Source organism: Paenibacillus sp. 2RAB27 (genome assembly GCF_052115445.1).
In the GTDB taxonomy this organism is placed as follows: domain Bacteria; phylum Bacillota; class Bacilli; order Paenibacillales; family NBRC-103111; genus Paenibacillus_E.
In genome coordinates, this window is the sequence record NZ_JBFRGR010000025.1 from 39,034 (window position 1) to 61,495 (window position 22,462).

Below are 22,462 nucleotides of genomic sequence, written 5' to 3' on the forward strand. Positions count from 1 at the left end.
TTGCACAGAATATTGCTATCATAGCCATAATACAAAACGAAAAGGTGTGGTCACTCATGGGAAACAGGGCCTATAACTTTAACGCAGGGCCTGCGGCTTTACCTCTCGAAGTACTTCAGAGAGCACAAGAAGAGTTTGTTGATTTTAAAGGCATTGGCATGTCCATTATGGAAATTTCTCACCGGAGTAGCGAATATGAGCAAGTGCACAATGAAACACAAGTGTTATTAAAGCGTATTTTTGGTATTCCAGATGGGTACCAAATTCTCTTTTTGACAGGTGGAGCGAGCTCTCAGTTCTCCATGATCCCTATGAATTTCTTGAAGGCAGGCAAGGTTGGCAGCTATGTGCTGACAGGCGCTTGGGCCGAGAAGGCTGTGCAAGAAGCAGCGCTATTCGGAGAAGTTTCTCTGGCGGCTAGTTCGAAAGAACAGAAATTTATGAAAATTCCTGCATTGAGTGACATTAACTTAGATCCGAACTCAGCTTATTTGCACATCACGTCCAATGAGACGATTGAAGGCGCGCAATTCCAAAGCTTTCCGGAAACAGGCAATATTCCTCTGATTGGTGACATGTCCAGTGATATCTTGAGCCGTCCAGTCGACGTTTCCAAGTTCAGCATGATCTATGCGGGAGCACAGAAGAACCTTGGACCATCTGGTGTGACCGTTGCGATTATTAAAGACGATCTACTTGTTGATCTACCAAAAACAATCCCAACCATGATGCGTTATGAAACGCATAGCAAAAACAATTCCTTGTATAACACACCGCCAGCATACTCCATTTATATGGTAAATCTGGTGTTGAAATGGATTGAAGAGCAAGGCGGATTGACGGTTATTCAGAAGAATAATATAGAAAAATCAGGCCTTATTTATAACGCAATTGATAGCAGCAATGGCTTCTACCGTGGACCCGTAGATCTAGGAAGCCGTTCTGCGATGAATATTACGTTCCGCTTGCAAGATGAAGAGCTAGAGAAGAAGTTCATTAAAGAAACCGAACAGCAAGGGTTCGTTGGCTTGAAAGGTCATCGCAGTGTCGGTGGTCTACGTGCTTCCACGTATAACGCAGTTCCTTACGCATCATGTAAAGCACTCGCTGATTTCATGACGGATTTCCAACAACGCAACAGTTGAGAAAATGAATTAAGCTATTCATGGCACCCTCGTGTGCGCGTGAATAGCTTTTTTTGTGCTGAGGCATGTAGTTTCGATCGAATGGTTTAGAAGCCTGTAGAGAGTCTCTGAGCAGCTTTAAAAGCGGTAATTGGAAGATGAGTTTGGACTAGATCTAGTAGAGGATGAATGTCCCAGTCATTTCGACATTTCCGAAAAAATCAAGTAAAAAACGAAAAAATTTTTTCTAAACCCAGCGAGCCACGCCCCGTCTAGGATTGCGTGTTTTGGAATTGTAAATAGGTCGTATTGCTCGTTGACAAACACAATATATTGATATAAATTTGAATCTATCAACTAGATGTCGTGATAAAAAGCGCATTGCGAGATTGCTAGCAGAAGGCTCAAAACAAGCCGGAAATCAAGCAAAACCGCAGGTTTCAAGCTTTTTTGACCGCTTACGGAGTCGTAAAGCAAATGCAGATTCTGTCGATTAATGGGTAGATGAACTCGCGAATGACAGACGATAGAATTAGTATCTTTACTACATATAGGTTACCCTCAAGTGATGGCACAAGATAGAGAATTGACAATGATAGGAGACGGAAGCTATGTTGATTGCTTACGATTCGAAGACTGGAAATGTTCGCCGTTTTATTGCGAAGCTCCAGATGCCCGCGGTTCAAATAGAGGAAGCGATGACAATGGACGAGCCATTCGTACTCGTGACGTATACAACTGGCTTTGGACAAATTCCTCCCAAGGTAGCTTCTTTCCTAGAAAGTAATTCTTCTCGTCTTCAAGGCGTTGCAGCAAGCGGTAATCGCAACTGGGGAGACGGCTTCGCCAAAAGCGCAGATACGATCTCAGCTCTTTATGATGTTCCCGTATTAACCAAATTCGAATTATCCGGCACTAAAAATGATGTAGAACGATTTGTTCAGGGGGTACAAGCAATTGCGGCACATTGAACTTAATAATGAATTAATGCAACGCGGTACGGATGGTTTTTTTCAATTAGAGAAGGATAAAGAAGCTGTTAAGGTGTTCATAGAGGAAGTCCACAGCCGAAGCCTCACATTCCCCGATACCTCTTCGAAGGTTCGTTATATGATCGACAATAACTTCTACGAGAACGTTTATGACAAATACACCGAAGATGAAGTTAACAGCGTGTATCAAGTGGCACATGACAATCAATTCGAGTTCGCATCGTATATGGCAGCTTCGAAATTTTATACAGATTACGCTTTGCGCAGTGATGATAAGACGTTGTACCTGGAGCATTTCCCTGATCGCGTAGCGATCGTAGCCTTGTACTTGGGTCGCGGAAACGCCGAAACAGCACGCGTGCTTGCCCTATCGATGATGGAGCAGCGCTTGCAGCCAGCGACACCTACGTTCTTGAACGCAGGCAAGAGCCGTCGCGGTGAATTAGTATCGTGCTTCTTGTTAGAAATGGATGATTCCTTGAACTCCATCAACTATGTATTAGCAACGTGTATGCAGCTTTCCAAAATTGGCGGCGGTGTAGCGGTGAACTTATCGAAGCTTCGTGGGCGCGGTGAAACGATCAAAGGCGTTGAGGGCGCAGCGAAAGGAATTATTCCTGTTCTTAAGCTGATGGAAGATGCGTTCTCCTATGCGGATCAAATGGGCCAACGCAAAGGTTCAGGCGCGGCGTATTATAACATTTTTGGCTGGGACGTCATGGAGTTCCTTGATAGTAAGAAAATTAACGCGGATGAGAAATCCCGTTTGAAAACACTCTCGATTGGTCTTATCGTACCGAATAAATTTTATAAGTTAGCGGAGGAGAACAAGCCTCTACATATTTTCGCTCCTTACACGGTTCTGCAAGCCTATGGCAAGCACATGGACGATCTGGACATGGATGAGATGTATGATGAACTCTTAGCGAACCCGAAAGTAAAGAAGAAAGTCATCATGAATGCACGTGATATGCTGACCAAAATTGCGACTACTCAACTGGAATCCGGTTATCCATATATGATGAATCGTACGAATGCGAATAAGGATCATGCTTTGAAGGGGATTGGGACGATCAAGATGTCCAATCTGTGCACAGAGATTTTCCAACTGCAGGAAACGTCCGAAATCAATGATTACGGTCAAGAAGACACTATTCTTCGAGATATCAGCTGTAATCTAGCTTCGATGAATATTGCCAATGTGATGGATCGTAAAAAGCTGCGCGAAACTGTGCACGAAGGCATGATCGCCCTAACTTCGGTGAGTGATATGACGACGATTCACAATGCGCCAGGTGTTGCCAAAGCGAACCGTGAGCTGCACTCTGTCGGTCTTGGCGTTATGAATTTGCACGGCTATTTGTCCAAGAACAAAATTGCTTATGAAAGTGCTGAAGCGAAGGATTTCGTTCGCACCTTCTTCGCAGCGATGAATTTCTATTCCATTGAGAAAAGCATGGAGATTGCCAAAGAATCCGGACAAACGTTTGAAGGCTTTGAGCTATCGGAATATGCGAATGGGAACTATTTTACCCGTTATACAGAAACAGATTACCGTCCACTCTCGGATAAAGTGAAAGCATTATTCGAAGGCATGCCGATTCCGTCACCTAGTGATTGGAGAGCACTGCAAGCTGACGTTCAGAAGCACGGTCTTTACCATGCGTACCGTTTGGCAATAGCGCCGACGCAAAGCATCTCGTATATCCAAAATTCAACATCCAGCGTTATGCCAATTGTTGAACCGATTGAGACACGTACGTATGCGAATTCGACAACGTATTATCCGATGCCATTCATGGCTCGTGACAATTTCTTCTACTATAAATCCGCTTATCAAATGGATCAATTCAAGATTCTTGACCTCATCTCGGAGATTCAAACACATGTGGATCAAGGGATCTCGACCATTTTACACGTAAACAGTGATGTTTCAACAAGACAACTTGCTAGATTATACCTGTATGCGGCACACAAAGGACTTAAATCGCTCTACTACACACGAACCAATCAGCTATCTGTTGAGGAATGTGTAAGCTGCTCAGTATAATTAGGAAGGGGACTACCACTTATGACAAGTGCACCAACGATCAATAAACCAATCGTCAAAAAAGCGGTGAATTGGAACCGGCCCGATGATGATTTCACGATTACGTTTTGGAATCAAAATATTATGCAATTTTGGACAGATGAAGAAATTCCATTGTCTGATGATAAAATGTCCTGGATTACACTAAGCAACGTTGAACGTGAGCTCTATATGAAGGTGCTTGGCGGTCTAACTTTGCTGGATACCATGCAAGGCGGCGTAGGGATGCCGAAGATTCTTGAGCATGTGGATGGGTTGCAGCGCAAAGCTGTGCTTAGCTTCATGGGGATGATGGAGCAGATCCATGCGAAGTCTTACAGTTCGATTTTCACAACGCTGTCTACGACAGAAGAGATCAACGAGCTGTTTCAATGGGTGGAGCGGAATCCACACTTGCAATTTAAGGCGAATAAGATTTCACATTACTATGAGAATATTAATACGACCAAAGAGCTGTATCTAGCGATGGCATCGTCTGTTCTACTGGAAAGCTATTTGTTCTATAGCGGTTTCTATTATCCGTTGTACTTAGCTGGCCAAGGTAAAATGACGAGCAGCGGTGAGATCATTGACTTGATCTTGCGCGATGAGAGCATCCACGGGTTGTACATAGGCGTGCTGGCACAAGAGGTCTACGCGGAGCTAAGCCCTGCCGAGCAAGACGAGGCGTACGCGACGTTGTGTGCGCTGTTGAAAGAGCTTCATGCGAATGAAGAAGGCTACACGGATAGTCTGTACGGACCATTGGGTCTGGCAGACGAAGTGAAAGCATTCCTTCGCTACAACGCGAATAAGGCGTTTATGAACTTGGGCGTTGAACCGATGTTCCCGGAAGAGGAGATCAACCCGATTGTATTGAACGGACTGAGCACGAAGACGAAGCAGCATGACTTTTTCTCCAAAAAGGGCAATGGTTACGTGCGCACGATTCACGTTGAGGCTCTGACGGACGATGACTTTGTATTTTAAGATGTAAGCATATAGATGATGAATGAACCACTCGGCGGTTGCTGGGTGGTTTTTTTTTGATGTTCTAGGGTAAGCGAAGCTTTACCCTTACCTAATATGTTGTGGTGATGGTGCCTTACTGGTTGTTGAGAGTAGAGAGGAAGTAGAAGTAGTGTGGTCAGTTGAGTAGCTAGATCTTCAAATAAATGTAAAATATACAGCTAATATTGCTGATTTTCCTTGGATTTAGTGAAAAAATGGAAAATGTACAGCTAATTGGAGGACGATCGGCCGTTTGGAAGAATATAGCAGGAATTAACTGTAGGAAATCCATCTATTGCTTCAGAGAGCCGAGAATTGGCAAAAATAACTACATCAAATCCATTTAATTTGTATATGGCGGTGGAGATAGGTTTGGGTATTCTAGGTTTGGGTATTCAGTCTCAAGGCTGATTTACTGCGTAACAATGTTATGTTAACCTGAAATGGCGAAGGAGGGATGTACGTTGGATGATGATTTGATATCGAAAAAGGAGCTTCTCGAGCTAACAGGGATATCTTATGGTCAATTATATCGCTGGAAACGCAAAAATTTAGTTCCTGAGGAATGGTTTATACGAAAATCAGCGTTTACGGGGCAGGAAACGTTCTTTCCGAAGGGGCAGATGCTGGCGCGAATCGATAAAATAATAAATATGAAGGATGATTTATCGCTGGATGAATTAGCGGATGTGTTCTCTATCGTGCCAAATGACATGAAAATAGACAAAATAGAGCTAATAAAACGAAACATTGTTTCTCTGCAAACCATAGACTATGCATCTCCATTTTTGGGGGGGACCGCGGTATTCAGCTTTGAAGAAACGTTGTTTCTGTTCCTTTTAGAAGATAGCTTACAATCCGGTGAAATGAGCCTGGATGAAGGGAAACACTTGCTTCTGACGATGCAAGAGCAATTTGCCAAGTTCGAAGGCAAGCCTTGTGATCTGATTCTTATACGTAAGATGGGCTTAACTTTATTTCTACTCGTTACGACAGGCAGTGAGTTGTTCTTCGAGCAAGGCGTAAAGGTCGTACTCCGGATACAGGTTGCGAAGAAGATTGAAGAACTGAAGCTGAAAATAACAACAACGTGAGGAGGTGACACGATGCATACAGCAGAATTGAAGCGTAAATTGATGATTTCCGGAATAGGATCTTCTAATGGTGGTAGCTTTCGTTCGGTTAAAATAGACGGCATGGGGCGTCTGGAAGGGGACGTCATATGTTCCGATTTTACGCTAAATGGGCGCGCAGAAGTGAATGGCAGTATTACATCTGAAACGGCAGAATTGCATGGAACGCTAAATATTCAGGGGAATCTGAAAGCCAAGCGTACCCGAATTCATGGTAAAATCAAGATTGAGGGCAATTATGTTGGCGAGAACCTTGAAATTAATGGAGCTTCAATAATAACAGGCAACTGTGAGGCGGAGAAGTTTAATGCCAACGGCAAGCTGCAGGTTGGCACGCTTAATGCAGATACGATTCTTGTTACTTTGCATGGGCATAGTAAAATCTCAGAGATCGGCGGAGAACGGATCCAAATACGTAAGCAGCGGGGTATTGGCTTGGCAAGTTGGCTGAAGATTCTGCCTCTGGGAATTGGTAATCATTTGACGGTTCAAACCATCGAAGGTGACCATATTTACTTGGAATATACAACGGCTGATGTCGTAAGAGGAGCGGATATTACAATTGGACCTGGTTGTGAGATCGGGCTCATCGAATATACCGCAAAGCTCGAGCAAGATAAGCAATCTAAGGTGAAACGCAGTGAAAAAGTGTAGCAAGAGAGGAGGTTTTGAGGTACAATGGGAATAGATGCAAACAAACGTTCGCTAATTAGTAATTTGAAGATTACAGGCAGCTCTACCGCGGCAGGGGGCCTGTATGATCGAATGAAAATTGTTGGAGAAGGCATCATTGAAGGCGATACGAAATGCCGGCTTCTGAAATGTATCGGAACATTAGAGATGGAAGGTAACTTGCAGGCAAGCGAAGCGGGCATTGTGGGCACCTTTGCATTGAGGGGAAATGTTCGAAGCGATAGAATGAAAAATTCGGGGACGGTGAGTATCGGTGGTGATGCAGAAATTGGGTCATTTACTGGTTCAGGGACGATTGAAGTGAAAGGGCATATGCAAGGCACCAAGATCGCACTTAAAGGGCATATCGCTGCAGGAGGGGATTGCGAAGTCGATGTGTTTAATCTAAAGGGAATGTTTGATGTTGGGGGACTCCTGAACGCAGGAGAGATCGACATCAGGCTTTTCCAAGATTCAACGGCGAAAGAGATTGGCGGCGAGAAAATCAGAATTCGCAAAGCGAGTCTGCTTCATCCGTTTAGCTTGTTCTTCAGACCCTCACCGCATGCCAAGGTAACGGTATCGGTTATTGAAGGGGATGATATCTACGTGGAGCACACGAGAGCGAAAGTTGTTCGCGGCAACCAAGTTGTCATCGGTCCTGGTTGTGAAGTCGATCTAGTAGAATACAAGGTACACTTAGAGAAGAAGAAGGGTGCCATTGTGAAAGAATCACGCAAGTTGTAATAAGTCTGTAAGTGTAGGGTTAGGCGAAAACAAATCGTAAAGGAATGTGTACGAATGACGAGTTCAAATAATAAAGTAGGCTTCGTCTTAGCAGGTCTACTCTTGGCCATGTTAATGGCATCAATGGATAATACAATTGTTGCCACAGCGATGGGAACCATTGTAGGAGATCTCGGTGGACTAGATAAGTTTGTATGGGTAACATCGGCCTATATGGTCGCTGAAATGGCGGGTATGCCGATTTTTGGGAAGTTGTCCGATATGTTCGGACGTAAACGGTTTTTCATTTTTGGATTAATTGTATTCTTGATCGCTTCCATCTTGTGTGGTACGGCAGAAAGCATTGTACAGCTTAGTATCTACCGCGCACTGCAAGGGATCGGTGGCGGAGCGCTGATTCCAATTGCGTTCACGATCATGTTTGATACGGTACCCGTCGAGCAACGCGGGAAGTTAGGCGGTTTGTTCGGTGCGGTATTCGGTTTGTCCAGTATTTTTGGACCGTTGCTTGGCGCCTATATTACGGACTATATTAACTGGCATTGGGTCTTCTATGTCAATATTCCTCTTGGTATTTTGGCACTAATTTTTATTGCGATCTACTACAAAGAATCACCGATTCATACGAAGCAGAAAATCGACTGGTGGGGTGCCGCTACGCTTGTTGGTGCCGTTGTCAGCATGATGTTTGCCCTTGAGCTTGGTGGAAATAAATATGCGTGGGATTCCAGCTTAATTATCGGACTGTTTGCAGCTTTCACTGTGCTAACGATTTGCTTTATCCTCATTGAAAGAAAAGTAATCGAACCAATAATTTCATTCCCGATGTTTAAGAACCGTTTGTTTACGACGAGTAATGCTCTTGGATTATTGAGCGGGATGGGCTTTATCACGGCATCTGTGTATATTCCGATTTATATTCAGGGTGTACTTGGCGGAACAGCGACCAATTCAGGGCTCGTACTCTTGCCTATGATGGTAGGCTCTGTATTCTCAGCGGTAGGCGGCGGTTTCTTAATGAATAAGATGCCATACCGGAACATTATGATGGTCTTTGTTGTCATTCTAGCAGCAGGTATGTTCATGTTGACACAGCTTGAACCGGATACAAGCCGCTTGTATGTGACAATGTGCATGATTGTCGTTGGTGTGGGTATTGGTGCGAGTTTCTCCGTACTTTCCAATGCAGCGATTCATCACTTTGATCCGTCGCAACGTGGTTCTGTGAATGCAACAGTCTCTTTCGTTCGTTCCCTAGGTATGACGTTAGGGATTACACTATTCGGAATCATTCAACGGAATGATTTCACAGCGCAGCTCAAGGAAATTTTCGCTGGAAGCGGGCAAGGCAACATGGCTGACAATCCGGCGTTTAGTGATCCTAGGGTGCTCCTCGCACCTGAAATGCGCGCTCAAATCCCTACACCTGTACTTGATAAAATTACAGCGGGCTTATCTTCCTCAATTTCATATACATTCATGTGGGCACTGATTCCAACAGCTTTGGCTGTCATAGCAGCAGTTCTCATGAGTAAAGAGCGCTTAACCGAATCATTGGAGCATAAGCAAGCTGAGCAAGCCGCAGCAGAACTGAAAGGTCAATAGAAAGAGGCCTCATCCAAGTAGGATTTCTACTGGATGAGGCTTTTTCATGACCTGCGTGATGGATTCCTAAACTAAGCTTAAGCGTAAGACTCCTTAATAACAGGCTCCGTCAATTTATATCCGACGTTGCGGATGGTCATGATATATTCGGGGTGACGTGCATTTTGCTCTATCTTGTCACGGAGATGAGAGATATGGACATCAACGATGCGCGTATCCCCGAGGAAGTGATAGTCCCAGACGCCGTGAAGCAGCTGTTGTCGACTAAGCACTTTCCCACGATGTTTGCAGAGGAATAGAAGCAATTCAAACTCTTTCGGTGTCAACTCGATTGGAGCGCCATTCATCGTCACTTCGCGTTGCTCGGCTTTGACGGAGATTTGGCCGATGGCAATCGGTGCTTCTTCCGTCGTAGAAGGCAGGGTCTGGATACGGCGATGAATCGCTTGAATGCGAGAGACGAGCTCTAGCGGTGAGAAGGGCTTCGTCATGTAATCATCTGCACCGTTGTCCAAACCTGCAATTTTATCGGTAAGATCCTGCATAGCCGTTAACATAATAATCGGAACAAGGTTATTCTGGCTTCTCAGCTTGCGGCATACTTGTAAGCCGTCCATTTTGGGCAGCATGAGATCAAGGACAATGAGATCAGGGCGGAAAGATTGAATAGCACCGAAGACAGCTTCTCCGTCGAACACGCAGTGTACTTCGAATCCGGCAAGCTTCAAGTTAAATTCAATCAGCATGGAGATGGAAGGTTCGTCATCAACAATTAGAATTTTCTTTTTCATTTTAGGTATGCTCCTTTTAATGAAGGATATCTCTAGTATGACGTACCTCTATCATCGCGATATTAAGATAAAGTTAACGCTGTGTTAAATTGCATTCCAGAACAGGTTATAATAGGATAGAGAATGAGGTGAATGAATAGAGATGGCTTTTCATATTGTATTAGTAGAACCTGAGATTCCTGCGAACACAGGCAATATTTCTCGCACATGTGCGGCAACAGGTGCTCATCTTCATTTGGTGAGACCACTTGGCTTTGACACCGATGATAAGACCCTGAAGCGAGCTGGCTTAGATTACTGGCATTCGGTGAAGATTCACTACCACGATTCTTTCGATGAGGTTATGGCAGCGTATGAGGGGCATAGATTCTTCTTTGCGTCGACAAAAGCAAGCAAACGTTACTCTGATTTTGCTTTCCAAGATGGCGATTTCTTCGTGTTTGGTAAAGAGACCAAGGGGCTGCCAGAGGAGCTGCTGCGTCAGCATCCGGATACCTTAATCCGTTTGCCAATGTCCGACGCGGTAAGATCCTTAAATCTTTCCAACTCTGCAGCTATTATTTTATATGAGGGATTACGCCAGACAGGGTTTGTAGGTCTCGAGTAGGGGGACTTACATCCTATGTTTATTGGTGCTCGACCGACATATTTGACAAGAAAAGAAAGTTTTTAGGGCTTTAGCAGAAGGAATTTCATGATTCACGGCGAATAGTATCGGTAAGCTCGATATGGAAATGTTGGTCGATGTGAAATTACCGGAAGTGTAGAAAACGTCTGGGAAAAGAGAGGTGAAGTCCTATGATGAAGCCAGCTGGAGTCGTACGTAAAGTCGATCAATTGGGACGAATCGTATTACCTAAATCGTTAAGAAAGCGGTACCAGATGAACGAGGGAGATCCTGTAGAAATTCTAGTACAGGGTGACCATATCATTCTCGAGAGATATCGTCCGAAATGTGTGTTCTGCGGTAGCATGGAAAGTGTCAGTGAATTCAAAGATCGTTATATTTGCGGCGTTTGTGTAACTGAAATGAACCTGCTTAAGGCGAGAGCCTAGTAGTTAAAAAAAAGAAAAAGCATCGCTTCCTCCAAGTGGAGAAGGCGATGCTTTTTTTCTTGGCTTATAGGCCTTTTGTTTTGTCCTCGTTATAGGAAGCCGTCAACATAGCAACGATGAATAATAGAAAAACGGAATTAACGAGCCAAAATGTTGTGGATAAACCGAACATTGCTGCACCTCCTAAAGTTTTCGGCAGAAAACTGACTTCGTAAGCATCCCCTATAGGGTTAAACGTTTATTTTGCATAGTTAACGCTTATTATACCCAACCATCTCCAAAAAAGAAACGAATATTGTGTGAATAATTTGGGTCATTTGAAAAACAAGAAGTTCGTAGCAAGCGGACGGAGTCTACCATCCGAAGGGCGATTGATCACGCTGCCACCCCAGACCAGCGTGGTTGAGCCGCCGCCATCCAAGTTATAAGCATCCACCACGCCTAGTTGCTGCATTTTATCCTGCAGTTCAGCAAGCGTAGCGCCTGAGTTGCCGCTCTCATCGTAGCCATCCGTGACAAGGAATAAGAGCTGGTCATGCTTATAGTTGGCCATCACGGTTCGAGCTGCTCTTGCTGGTGAGCTTTGCCATTGATACGGGATGGACGTCTTGCTGCCGTTTTTCATCAGCACAGGAACGAAGGTCGAACCCATCAGCGGATTCAGCTTATCGAGCTCCGATTGTGAGCTGAATTTGCCGCCAATCAGCTTGCGATCTTTGTTCAAGCCGATGAAGGCTGTATCATTGTTGGTGGGGAAGAAGCCGTTGACATATTTCCCGTTCATCACGGTTGTGTCGAGCGGATAGCGTTTACCGCGGTTATCGTCCGCGAAGCCGCCAGCATTAATGCCAACAACAGCGCCATAGCGCGAAGCTGCGGCCAAAGTCGTTTCACTGGAGCCGAGCTTATCATTCCCCAATACGAGCTTGATGGCTTTATCGCTTTTGAGGTTCACTTTAAGAGCATAACCTGAATAATGTTTTTCATTCAAAGCGAATAGCTGAATGTCGATATTGCCAGAGGTGGCTTGACGGATCGGACTGCCAAGCTTAGCTGTAATCCGTGCATCATAGATAAGTCCGGGTTTGGCGATTTGGGAAGCTGCGCTTTGGAGCATAGCGGTAACTTCTGCCGTGCTCTTCTCGTACAGCTGGAAATACTGCTGAATAACGGTTTTCGTTTGGACCGCATCCGAATTCGCCTGTGTCAACAGGCTGTTAAGAGTGGTCGTCTCTTGCGCTAGATTGATCGGTGTTGAAGTAACTGGAGACTTCACTGGGATGGAAATATCCAGGGAGACGAAGAGCAGCCAAATCAGCATACCTAGAAAAGGTGCGCAGGCCAGCAACATAACACGATTGATTTGCTGAAACGAATTCGCTGTCATTATTTCAACACATCCAGATTTTTGGTCAGCTCATCTAGCTTCTTCTTGACGTCTGCGAGCTGGGTATAAAGTTGATTACTATTATCGGTCTTGCTGTTAGCGCTATCCTTGGTGAATGCCAGTAATTCATTCAATGAATCTACCTTGGCTTGCAAAGTCTTCATATCGGTAGATACACTATCCTTCAACTGAGAGACTTGATTCTGATAATCTTGCTGAATAACTTGTAATTGCTGCTGGGTTTGCTGTGCGATATCGGTCGATATTTGTTGCCTCAGATGTTCAGTGTACATCATCGTAGCTGTTACTCCGACTGCGATCAGCATGACCCAACCCACGAATAGGAAGACATACGTTTTCTTCTTGACCCGGGTTGCTTTCGACGTGCGGGGAAAAGAATTCGCCGTTGCGCTCTCTATGGGCATACTCATGAAAATCACCTCTGACTACTAGTATAGCATATTCCATTATTTTCTCGGAACTTTAGATAGAATTCGCCGTTTTTCGATACTCACCTGGGGTAATACCCGACATTTTTTTGAAAACTTTGCTGAAATACTTCTCATCCTGATAACCAACCATCTCAGCAACCTGGGAAATGCGAAGATTCGGATTGCAGAGCAGCACCTTGGCCTTGCTCATCCGAATTTGTCCTAAGTAATCAGAGAGATTGACGCTAAACTCCTGTTTGAATTTGCGCGAGATGTACTCGCGGCTAAGATAAAACCGACTGGCAATATCCGCAAGCGAAATATCCTCGTGATAATGCTTTTCGAGAAAGCTAGCGATTTCGAAAATGACATTGTTATCTTTATGCTGGCTCTCCAGATGGAGCTTGGACACTTGAATGAGGCTGCGGGTCAGCTCTTGCTGCCAGAGGGTTAGGGACAATAGGCCTTTCTCGTCAAGGGTAATAATCGCGGCTGCGTTATCTTCAAGAAGTAACGGCTGTATGTCTTCCTCACGGCTATCCGGAATCAATTGCTGGATCCAACGGCGCATCATCACCCGATATTCCCCCCACCAGTGCTCGAGCTGCGCAGGTGTAATGACATCACAACTTTTGATGGCATCCATCAAGTGCTGAACGATATACTGGATTTGCTCGACATTTCCACTGCGCAGGGCAAGATGAATTTGCTCATCAAATTGATGAAAAGTTAACGTTTGTTGAGATCCCTTGCTCGGGAGCCAGTTGGTATGAATCCACGTTTCTTTGGTTGTCAGGTTACGCTGCCGCAAGGCGTCTCGAGCCTCCTGATAGGATAGCTTCAATTGAATAGGGAAGCTGTGGCAACTTCCAATCCCGAAATCTACTCTGGCATGCAAGGCGGTGCGAATACCATCATTAATGGTTGCCAACAGTTCTTCTGCCATGGCTGGCGCCGCCCAGATGAAGAGCACAATTTCATTCGAATTGTGCAAGTGCCGGAAGGCATAGCCGCGCTTATGCGGAACAAGAAATTCATTGCAAATATTAATCAGAGAAAAGAGAAGGAGATCGATATTTTGACTGAATTTATTTTTAATACTAGCTTCCATCGTATCTAAAGAGAGAATCGCAACACGGCAGCTTGCAACACTTCGGGATAAATGCAGCTCACGCTCCAGTTGGTCAGCCACTGGCTCATAGGTAGTAGGCTCGGCTATTAACGCGGAAAGCAGCTTATCCCAGTAAATAGGCTTGAATTGGTTAACCTCGATATTCAGCTCGCGATTGGCATGCCTCTGCTCCTCATCTTTGAGCCAAGTTTGAATCGCTTTGTCCAAAGCTTCGTTCAATTGATCCGGATCTATCGGCTTCAAAATATAATCCGTCCCACCATACTTCACAGTGTGCCGCAGTAAAGAGAAGTCGTCGTGACCGCTGATGACAATGGTCTTGGCGTCAGGCGCATGGCGATGCAGCCATTCAAGAAGCTTGACGCCGTTCATAATGGGCATCATCATATCGGTCATAATAATCTCCGGATGTTCACTGCTTACCAGGGCAGTCGCAGCTTCTCCATCGGACGCTTCTAGGATGGTATCGATCCCGTATTGCTTCCAATTCACCAGTAGTCGGATGGCATCGCGCACGTGCTTCTCATCATCTACGAGTAGTACTTTCATATCAGGTAACCCCCTTTTTCATCGGAATATGGATGACGATCCGCACACCTTGGGGATGAACATGGTCAATCTCCAAAGTTGCCTCATCATTAAAATAGAGCTGGATACGCGTTAGGACGTTACGTAAACCGATATAGGAATCATCAGCAACGGATGATGCTTTCAGTCGACTTCGGACCTCATGGAGCCGTTGATCTGTCACCCCTATACCATTGTCCGCCACGGTAAGCTTCAAGTAGTCTCCTTCAGGGGTAGTCAGCTTCTCTGATTCGATGTGCAACAGACCGACGTCTTGCGACTGGCTAGGTTTAAAACCATGCTTGAAATAATTTTCGACAAGCGGTTGAAGAATCATTTTAGGAATAGAAATGGTCCCAGTCCCCTCTTCAATCGCATAGACAATATCAAATTGGTGTTCAAAACGCTGCTTCTGCAGCTCCAAATACGCTTTAATATGATCAATTTCTTTGCGAAGAGGAACGACAGATTCGTTCGTGTTCATGCTGTAATGCATCATTTTAGCTAACGAATTAATGAGGGTGTAGATCTTAGGTGCTTCATGTTGCAGGGCCAATGTTCCGATCGATTGTAAGGCATTATTCAGAAAATGCGGATTAATTTGCGCCTGAAGCGCCATCAACTGATTCGATTTATTCGCTAGTTCTAACCGATATTCGCGCATCACCATTTGATTCAAATCCTGCATAAGTCCGTGGAAACGGTTCGCAAGTATCCCCATCTCATCGGTTCTGGTCAACTCAATGTCGCTCTGATGATCACCTAGTCCAGCTTGTCCCGTTTGAATGCGTGTAATGTAACGAATCAGTTGTTTGATTGGAGCTGTAAAACGAATGCTAATATAGACCGTGCCAGCCATAACAATGAGCATCGAAAATGACAGAATGAGAGCGTTAATGAAAGTCAATTGGCGAGCGTTCTTGGTGAGCTGCTCATACGGAAGACGCTTTACAATCGTCCAGTTCAAATAGTCTGTACGCATTTTCTCATACATATTAATCCCTGCAAAAGCACCTTTCGACCATTCATAGCTCCCCTTGTCAAGGGTACTGTGAACAGCTTCATCCCCCCAATTATCATCTAATTGAAGTCCCCACTTGCTTGGATCAGGACCGAAAACGATACGTCCCGTTTCATCTAAAATGTAAAGTTCCTCTTGATTATGGGTGAATAAGCCTTGAGAAATATTAGAAACGAGGTCCAAATTCAAATCAATAATAAGCTCACCAATGGATTGATTACTAGGTGAGTACATGATATTACGGTGCATAGAAATAACGGGTGTTGGGTTAGAATATGCAGAGAGTGACATGCCATACAAATTGTTCTGATGTTTGATTTCGAAATACACAAGCTTGCCCGCAGGGAACGGCTGCAGTCCCTCATATTTACCAGCCATGCTTACTTGAATGTCATTGTGGGTAAGAAAAGAACTGTTGCTAACAGCGGCATACAGGTAAATTTGTTTGATTTCTTTAACCGAATGTGACATGACCTGTAGACCGCTTTTGATCACTTTATCGCTCTGATAGTTAATCTCCGACTGCGTTTGAATGATCTCATAAAATTGGCCAAGCTCAGCAATATTCCTGCCTGTGTAAATCGTGGAGGAGGCTTGAACGACCCCATCCAGATAGTTCACGAGGTTCGTTTTACCTTGTGAGAGCAGGGCGGAATTGTTAGTCAGCGTATCTTCTGTCACCTTCTGTTTGGTGAAGAAATAGGAGACGCCAAGGGAGGTAAGGAAGGGCACAAGAGTGGCAATTAGCAGAAATAAGATCAATTTATTACGAATACTGTGTCGTATCAGACTTCATCAGCTCGGTTTCTATAATGGGATTTTCCCCTACATTGTAGCAGGAGAGGTCAACAAATTCCACCTAATGGGTCACGATCGTCTGTGTTTTGGGGTACTGCGGCACTCTATACTTGGGGTATAGTAGCAGAATGGTAAGGGGGACTTCCCAGTGAAAACAAAAAGAATGCTTTCCGGATGGCTTCAGCAATGGGTATTTATCGGACCTGCGTTAGTCTTTTTTGGCATCGTGGTCTTGATTCCATTTCTGATGAGCATCTATTATTCGTTTACCGAATGGAATGGCGTAACAACGAATGTGACCTTCAATGGACTGGAGAACTTCAAACAAATTCTATTCCATGATAAGGACTATCGCAATGCCTTTAACTTTACTTCTCGATTGACCGTGACGAACGTGATTCTGACGAATCTTGTAGGCTTCTTATTGGCGTTATTGCTCACGCAATCGCTGAAAACGAGGAATGTATTACGTACAATCTTTTTTATGCCGAACGTAATCGGTGGTTTATTGCTCGGTTTTATCTGGCAGTTTATCTTTGTAAAAGGGTTTGCAACCCTTGGCAATCTCACGCATATCGGTTTCTTCGAATTGCCTTGGTTAGGTGATTCACCGACCGCTTTCTGGGCGATCGTAATCGTTAGTGTGTGGCAGGGCGCTGGATATCTCATGATTATTTACATAGCGGCCTTGTCGAATGTGCCAAAGGATATGCTCGAGGCAGCGTATATTGATGGCGCATCCCGCATGCAAGTATTACGAAGCATCATCGTTCCGCTCATCATGCCAGCCGTCACCGTGTGCTTGTTCTTGACGATTTCGTGGTCATTCAAAATCTTTGACTTGAACTTCTCCTTGACGAAAGGCGGACCGTTCAATTCCACAGAGTCGGTTTCCATCAATATTTATCAAGAAGCTTTCCGTAACAATCGGTATGGTTTAGGTACGGCCAAAGCTCTCGTATTCTTCATCGTAGTTGCCATCATTTCAACCATCCAAGTGATGTACACCAAGCGCAAGGAGGTTGAGGTCTAATGGCTTCCGTCAAAAAGTATACAGGCCGATTATTTGCTCTTGAAGTTCTTGGCATTCTAGTTGCCTTACTCTTCTTGATTCCGTTCTACTTCGTCATCGCGAATTCCTTAAAAACGTTCCCTGAATTAGCAGCGAATACGGCGAAGCTGCCAAGCTCTCTATATCTAGATAACTACACCAAAGTATGGAGCATCATGAAGTTCCCGAAGGCGTTCTTCAACTCTTTGTTCATTACTGTTTTGAGTAATGTAGGACTCGTAGTCATTTCCTCAATGGCGGCGTATCGCATGGTGAGAAAAGCAAGTAAATTTAATAATCTTGTTTTCTTAGCTTTCGTTGCAGCCATGGTTATTCCGTTCCAGTCGATCATGATTCCACTAGTTCGCGTAGCGAGCCAAGTTGGCTTTATGGATAGTAAGCTGGGATTGGTAGCATGTTATTATGGATTCGGCGTTTCCTTAAATGTCTTCTTGTACCATGGATTTATTAAATCCATTCCACTCGAAATTGAGGAATCAGCCAAAGTTGATGGCAGTTCAGCGTACGGTGTGTTTTGGAAAATTGTATTTCCACTGCTCAAGCCAATGTCGATTACCATCATCATCTTGAACAGCTTATGGATTTGGAATGACTATCTACTTCCATCTCTCGTACTTGGTAATCCAGAGCTGCGGACCATTCCGCTTGCTACTTTCTCGTTCTTTGGACAATATACGAAACAATGGGATTTAGCGCTTGCTGGGTTAACACTAAGCGTATTGCCGATCGTCATTTTCTTCTTGTTCTTGCAGAAGCACATCGTAGAAGGGATTACAGCGGGTTCAGTAAAAGGGTGACATAATTGCAAATATGTTCAAGATATTCCACCTTTATGTTCAATATACTCGGTGTTAAGCCAGGATGTAAGTGTTTACAATGAATCATGTAAGGAAGCAAGGCAAGAATAAGTAAGCGAGTTTAAATGAAGAAACAAGTTAAAGGGAGGCATTACCTACATGAAAAAATTAACAATGGTTTCAGTGGCAGCAGTATTATCCTTATCCGTACTAGCAGCTGGTTGCGGGAAAAAAGACGAGACAGCAAGTCCTGCTCCAACTACGGGTACATCAACAGCGACAACAACGCCTGCTGCTAGCGGCAAGCCAGTTACCATTAAAATCTTCCAATTCAAAGTTGAGATCGCAGACCAGCTTGGTAAAATGGTGCAAGAATATCAGAAGTTGAATCCGAATGTCAAAATCCAAGTCGACACTGTCGGCGGTGGAGCTGACTACGGCGCGGCGCTTCTTGCGAAGTTTAACGCAGGTGACAAACCGGATATTTTCAACAACGGTGGTTTCACAGACCTAGATAAATGGATCGATAACTTGGAAGATCTATCCGATCAACCATGGGTGAAAGATCTTGTTGACGTTGCGAAAGAGCCAATGACAAAGGGTGGAAAGCTATACGGTCAACCACTTAACCTTGAAGGATATGGCTTCCAATACAATAAAGATTTGTTTGCCAAAGCCGGCATCACAGAGCTTCCAAAAACGTTCTCTCAATTAGAAGCAGCGGCTAAAAAGCTGAAAGATGCGGGTATCACTCCTTTTGAAACAGGCTATGCCGAGTGGTGGGTACTTGGAAACCATTTCGTGAACCTTCCATTTGCTTATCAAAAGGATCCGAATGCGTTCATCGATGGCTTGAATAAAGGTACAGCGAAAATTCCAGGCAACGAAGTGTTCAACCAATGGGTGAAATTGTTCGACTTGCAATTGCAATATGGCAACAAAAACCCGCTGCAAACCGACTACAATACACAAGTAACGGATTTCGCTACGGGGAAAGCGGCAATGACGCAACAAGGTAACTGGACACAAGTTCAAATTACCAAAACAAACCCTGACATCAAAATTGGCTTCTTGCCAATGCCGATCAACGATGATGCAACAGCGAACGACAAATTGTTCGTAGGTGTACCTAATAACTGGGTAGTCAACAAAAACTCTGCAGTTAAAGACGAAGCTAAGAAATTCCTGAACTGGATGGTTACCTCCGATATTGGTAAGAAATATATCACAGATGAATTCAAGTTTATCCCTGCTTTCAAATCCATTCCTGCTGACGAGAAAGTACTTGGACCATTAGCAGCAGATATTATCGCTTACAGCAAAGCTGGCAAAACATTGAGCTGGAACTGGTTCAAATTCCCAGGTGGAGAAGCTTCCAGTAAGAAATTCGGCGATATCATGCAAGGTTATGTTGCTAAGAAGTATACGAAGGATCAAATGTTGGAAGAATTCCAGAAAACATGGGATAGCCTTAAGAAGTAACCCGAATCTAGACGTACGTCAAGCCTCAGCGCCAATGCTGAGGCTTTTTGCTGTTTAACAGATGTGGCAATGGCTGTTACAATGAAGAGGACTGGAGGTTTACCATGAATCTTAATATCAGAGCTTGGCTGCAGGGCAGAGGGAATGCGCTGCCACTTGAGAAAAGACTATCACGCGAAGCAGTCATTTCTTTAGTTATTCATTCCATTTTTCAATTTGGTGCTTCCATGTCAGGGGTGTTTCTCAATTTATATTTGTGGCGGTTAACGCATAGTGTTGTCGTGAATGGAACCTACAACATAATCGTGTACATCTTAACACCGATTGGGTTCGCCATTGGCGGTTATATGATTAAGAAGAAGGACCGTATGGTAGCGTACCGACTGGGTATTGTACTGATTGGTCTCTTCTATTTAAGTGTGAGCATTGCTGGGGAACGGCTTGTCGATTATTACGTGCTTTTTGCCATATTTAATGGACTGGCTAGCAGCTTCTACTGGGTCGGTTATTTAACTTTGATGTATGATGTGTCGACGGAGCAGAACCGTATTCGCTATCTCGCTTTCAATATGATGTTTTTCACAGCGGCTACGCTTGCAGGGCCAGCACTTGCTGGTTTCATCATTCGAATGAAAGAAGGGTTAAGCGGATACACCATCGTCTTCTCCATTGCTTTCTTCATGTTTCTATTGGCCGCGTTAATCTCTTTGAAAATTAAGGCGTCAAGCGGACATCACCGTGTGTATTATTTGAAATATACGGGGCTCATTATGAAGAAAAAGCAAGAGTGGTCGAATGCGCTGCTTGGCTTCTTCGGTATGGGCTTGCTGCAGGGCACGATGTTGTTTCTACCTAACATCCTTTTATTCAAAGTACTGCCGCGGGAAGATTTGGTTGGTTACCTAGGTGTCCTCTATTCGAGTCTAAGTATTGTCATGGGGATCTTTATTTCGAAGTACGCGAATGCGGGCAGGGCAAGGATGTATTTGACCATTTCGACTGTGGGTTATCTCGTTGGGGTCTCCTGTATTATAGGAAGTTTAAATGTGTGGTCTGTGGTCGGCTTTATGATTCTGTACTCCATCTTTGCACCGCTGCAAGGGAATACTATGACAGGGTACTATTACAGCCTTATTGCGAGGCTTCCTCTTAAGGGGGAATTAAAGGTTGAAAGCGTGGTCGTGCGGGAATTTTTCTTAAATGTGGGGCGGGTTATTTCCATTCTCGTTCTCATTACCTTTGGGAGCGATTTGGATGGTGGTCTTATTCCATGGATCCTGCTGCTGGCCGCTTTGACGCAATTTGGTTTGATCTGGTCAATTAAGAATCGATAGGGATGTAAGTGCAAGTTCAACAAGTCCAGTTTTCAGCACCGAGAAGATTGAAAGAAGATAGGAAATGAGGAGCGGAGCGTAGTGGAAGCTACGTGAGCACCGGAATTTCCGGCTGAATTCACAATATTCGATGTCGAATACGCTACTTGGAATGCTTCGTGATCAAAAGTGGACTACCTTGGTAAGGATTAGAGGCCTACAATTCGGTTATCCTAGATGGTAGTGAATTGGAGAAGAGGGGCATTGTGCAGATGGAGAAAGTAGATATTCTGATCGTCGGAGGAGGCATTGCAGGGCTTCAAGCGGCGATTCAATTAGGCAGATATGAGCACAAAGTACTTGTGGTTGATGCAGGTTACGGACGTTCGACCCTGTGCAGGAGCTATCATAATATTCTAGGTTGGCCAGATGGAGTATCGGGGGATGAACTGCGCCAATTAGGCAGGCTGCAAGCTGAGCGATTAGGGGTAGCTTTTGTCCAAGATGAAATTGTGCAGGCTGTCGCCAAAGGAAGAATCGGTGACGGCTTCGAGCTATGGGGAAAAAGTGGCCGAGGCTATGAAGCGAGGACGCTTCTGCTGGCGACTGGCTTATTGGACCGGATGCCTGAACTCCCGAACCTGAAAGAATGCTTGGGGTTAACCGTATACGTGTGCCCCGATTGCGACGGATATGAGATCAAGGATCGCAATACGCTAGTGATGGGCTCAGGTGATACAGGGGCAGCTATGGCGATTAAGCTCCGTCATCGAACCGAGCAAATGACGTATGTGAATCACCAAAATCGGGCCGTGAAAAGTGAGCTTCTTATGGAAATGAAGAACAAAGGCATTACTTATTTGACGGAAGATCTGGATGAGGTTGTGGTGGATTCGCCCGGACGATTCCAGGGAGTTGTGCTTAAAGATGGCAGATGGCTGGAAGCAGAACGAGGCTTTATCGCTTTCGGTGGGAATGAAGTGAAGTCGGATTTGGCTCGTCAGCTTGGTGCAGAACGCATGGAGAATCGGCATGTGATGACCGATCCTCGCAGTAAAATGACGAGTGTTCCTTTCGTCTGGGCGGCTGGCGATGTCGGCGTTCATGCGGAGCAAGTGACGATTGCGATGGGGGAAGGCTCACAGGCGGCCATTTGGATCAACAAGGCGTTGCTTAGAATGAATGAAGAGGCGAATGTTCATCGGGTTGTGATTCGGTCTTAGGGTGAATCTATAAGGTGATAATCGCTTAATTAAGGTAAAT

General features: G+C 44.7%; 20 protein-coding genes. 15 read left to right on the top strand and 5 right to left on the bottom strand.

What is annotated here, in order from left to right; translation table 11 throughout:
- Positions 1–56 precede the first annotated feature (56 nt).
- From serC to AB4114_RS26305, 8 genes are all read left to right on the top strand, one after another.
- On the top strand, positions 57–1,145 hold the full coding sequence (gene serC, locus AB4114_RS26270) for a 3-phosphoserine/phosphohydroxythreonine transaminase (RefSeq protein WP_441991112.1): 1,089 nt from the start codon (positions 57–59) through the stop codon (positions 1,143–1,145).
- A 590-nt stretch (positions 1,146–1,735) separates the two neighbouring features.
- Positions 1,736–2,095: a class Ib ribonucleoside-diphosphate reductase assembly flavoprotein NrdI gene (nrdI, locus tag AB4114_RS26275; RefSeq protein ID WP_056609533.1), complete on the top strand. Its 360-nt coding sequence runs from the start codon at positions 1,736–1,738 to the stop codon at positions 2,093–2,095.
- Positions 2,082–4,166: a class 1b ribonucleoside-diphosphate reductase subunit alpha gene (gene nrdE, locus AB4114_RS26280; RefSeq protein ID WP_441991113.1), complete on the top strand. Its 2,085-nt coding sequence runs from the start codon at positions 2,082–2,084 to the stop codon at positions 4,164–4,166. Before nrdI ends, nrdE begins: the two co-directional genes overlap by 14 nt.
- Before the next feature lie 21 nt (positions 4,167–4,187).
- Entirely contained in the window at positions 4,188–5,174 is a 987-nt protein-coding gene (nrdF, locus tag AB4114_RS26285; RefSeq protein ID WP_441991114.1) for a class 1b ribonucleoside-diphosphate reductase subunit beta, read from the top strand.
- Positions 5,175–5,659: 485 nt separating this feature from the next.
- A complete protein-coding gene (locus tag AB4114_RS26290; protein ID WP_441991115.1) occupies positions 5,660–6,289 on the top strand; it encodes a YhbD family protein in 630 nt (209 codons plus the stop codon).
- A gap of 12 nt (positions 6,290–6,301) precedes the next feature.
- Positions 6,302–6,982: a polymer-forming cytoskeletal protein gene (locus AB4114_RS26295; RefSeq protein WP_441991116.1), complete on the top strand. Its 681-nt coding sequence runs from the start codon at positions 6,302–6,304 to the stop codon at positions 6,980–6,982.
- A 24-nt stretch (positions 6,983–7,006) separates the two neighbouring features.
- Positions 7,007–7,747 (top strand): hypothetical protein, encoded by a 741-nt coding sequence (locus tag AB4114_RS26300; RefSeq protein ID WP_441991117.1) that lies wholly within the window; start codon positions 7,007–7,009, stop codon positions 7,745–7,747.
- A gap of 54 nt (positions 7,748–7,801) precedes the next feature.
- Positions 7,802–9,352 carry an MDR family MFS transporter gene (locus tag AB4114_RS26305; RefSeq protein ID WP_441991118.1) on the top strand — a complete coding sequence of 517 codons (1,551 nt, stop codon included), beginning with the start codon at positions 7,802–7,804 and terminating at the stop codon, positions 9,350–9,352.
- Positions 9,353–9,429: 77 nt separating this feature from the next.
- Here AB4114_RS26305 and AB4114_RS26310 read toward each other — a convergent pair whose 3' ends face one another.
- Positions 9,430–10,143 (bottom strand): response regulator transcription factor, encoded by a 714-nt coding sequence (locus tag AB4114_RS26310; protein WP_056624673.1) that lies wholly within the window; start codon positions 10,141–10,143, stop codon positions 9,430–9,432.
- Positions 10,144–10,285: 142 nt separating this feature from the next.
- Between AB4114_RS26310 and trmL the strand changes: the two genes are divergently transcribed.
- A complete protein-coding gene (gene trmL, locus AB4114_RS26315; RefSeq protein ID WP_236289492.1) occupies positions 10,286–10,750 on the top strand; it encodes a tRNA (uridine(34)/cytosine(34)/5-carboxymethylaminomethyluridine(34)-2'-O)-methyltransferase TrmL in 465 nt (154 codons plus the stop codon).
- Positions 10,751–10,944: 194 nt separating this feature from the next.
- Positions 10,945–11,199 (top strand): AbrB/MazE/SpoVT family DNA-binding domain-containing protein, encoded by a 255-nt coding sequence (locus AB4114_RS26320; protein WP_441991146.1) that lies wholly within the window; start codon positions 10,945–10,947, stop codon positions 11,197–11,199.
- 313 nt (positions 11,200–11,512) lie between these two features.
- On the opposite strand, the gene AB4114_RS26325 is transcribed toward AB4114_RS26320, so the two are convergent.
- Genes AB4114_RS26325 through AB4114_RS26340 form a run of 4 tightly spaced genes read right to left on the bottom strand, consistent with a single transcriptional unit; the run spans position 11,513 to position 16,499 of the window.
- Positions 11,513–12,586 (bottom strand): phosphodiester glycosidase family protein, encoded by a 1,074-nt coding sequence (locus AB4114_RS26325; protein ID WP_441991119.1) that lies wholly within the window; start codon positions 12,584–12,586, stop codon positions 11,513–11,515.
- Positions 12,586–13,017 carry a hypothetical protein gene (locus tag AB4114_RS26330; RefSeq protein WP_171630002.1) on the bottom strand — a complete coding sequence of 144 codons (432 nt, stop codon included), beginning with the start codon at positions 13,015–13,017 and terminating at the stop codon, positions 12,586–12,588. The genes AB4114_RS26325 and AB4114_RS26330 overlap by 1 nt, the downstream gene beginning before the upstream one ends.
- Positions 13,018–13,069: 52 nt before the next feature.
- Positions 13,070–14,698 carry a response regulator gene (locus AB4114_RS26335; RefSeq protein ID WP_441991120.1) on the bottom strand — a complete coding sequence of 543 codons (1,629 nt, stop codon included), beginning with the start codon at positions 14,696–14,698 and terminating at the stop codon, positions 13,070–13,072.
- A 1-nt stretch (position 14,699) separates the two neighbouring features.
- The gene (locus tag AB4114_RS26340; protein ID WP_441991121.1) at positions 14,700–16,499 is read right to left on the bottom strand and encodes a cache domain-containing sensor histidine kinase; all 1,800 of its coding nucleotides are present in this window, start codon (positions 16,497–16,499) and stop codon (positions 14,700–14,702) included.
- Between the two features lie 199 nt (positions 16,500–16,698).
- Here AB4114_RS26340 and AB4114_RS26345 point away from each other — a divergent pair, with 199 nt between their 5' ends.
- From AB4114_RS26345 to AB4114_RS26365, 5 genes are all read left to right on the top strand, one after another.
- The gene (locus tag AB4114_RS26345) at positions 16,699–17,568 is read left to right on the top strand and encodes a carbohydrate ABC transporter permease (RefSeq protein WP_441991147.1); all 870 of its coding nucleotides are present in this window, start codon (positions 16,699–16,701) and stop codon (positions 17,566–17,568) included.
- The gene (locus AB4114_RS26350) at positions 17,568–18,404 is read left to right on the top strand and encodes a carbohydrate ABC transporter permease (protein ID WP_171629999.1); all 837 of its coding nucleotides are present in this window, start codon (positions 17,568–17,570) and stop codon (positions 18,402–18,404) included. Before AB4114_RS26345 ends, AB4114_RS26350 begins: the two co-directional genes overlap by 1 nt.
- A gap of 159 nt (positions 18,405–18,563) precedes the next feature.
- Positions 18,564–19,886 (top strand): ABC transporter substrate-binding protein, encoded by a 1,323-nt coding sequence (locus AB4114_RS26355; protein WP_441991122.1) that lies wholly within the window; start codon positions 18,564–18,566, stop codon positions 19,884–19,886.
- Between the two features lie 104 nt (positions 19,887–19,990).
- Complete coding sequence (locus tag AB4114_RS26360) at positions 19,991–21,220, top strand: MFS transporter (RefSeq protein WP_441991123.1); 1,230 nt, start codon at positions 19,991–19,993, stop codon at positions 21,218–21,220.
- Between the two features lie 251 nt (positions 21,221–21,471).
- Positions 21,472–22,422 (top strand): NAD(P)/FAD-dependent oxidoreductase, encoded by a 951-nt coding sequence (locus AB4114_RS26365; RefSeq protein ID WP_441991124.1) that lies wholly within the window; start codon positions 21,472–21,474, stop codon positions 22,420–22,422.
- Positions 22,423–22,462 lie beyond the last annotated feature (40 nt).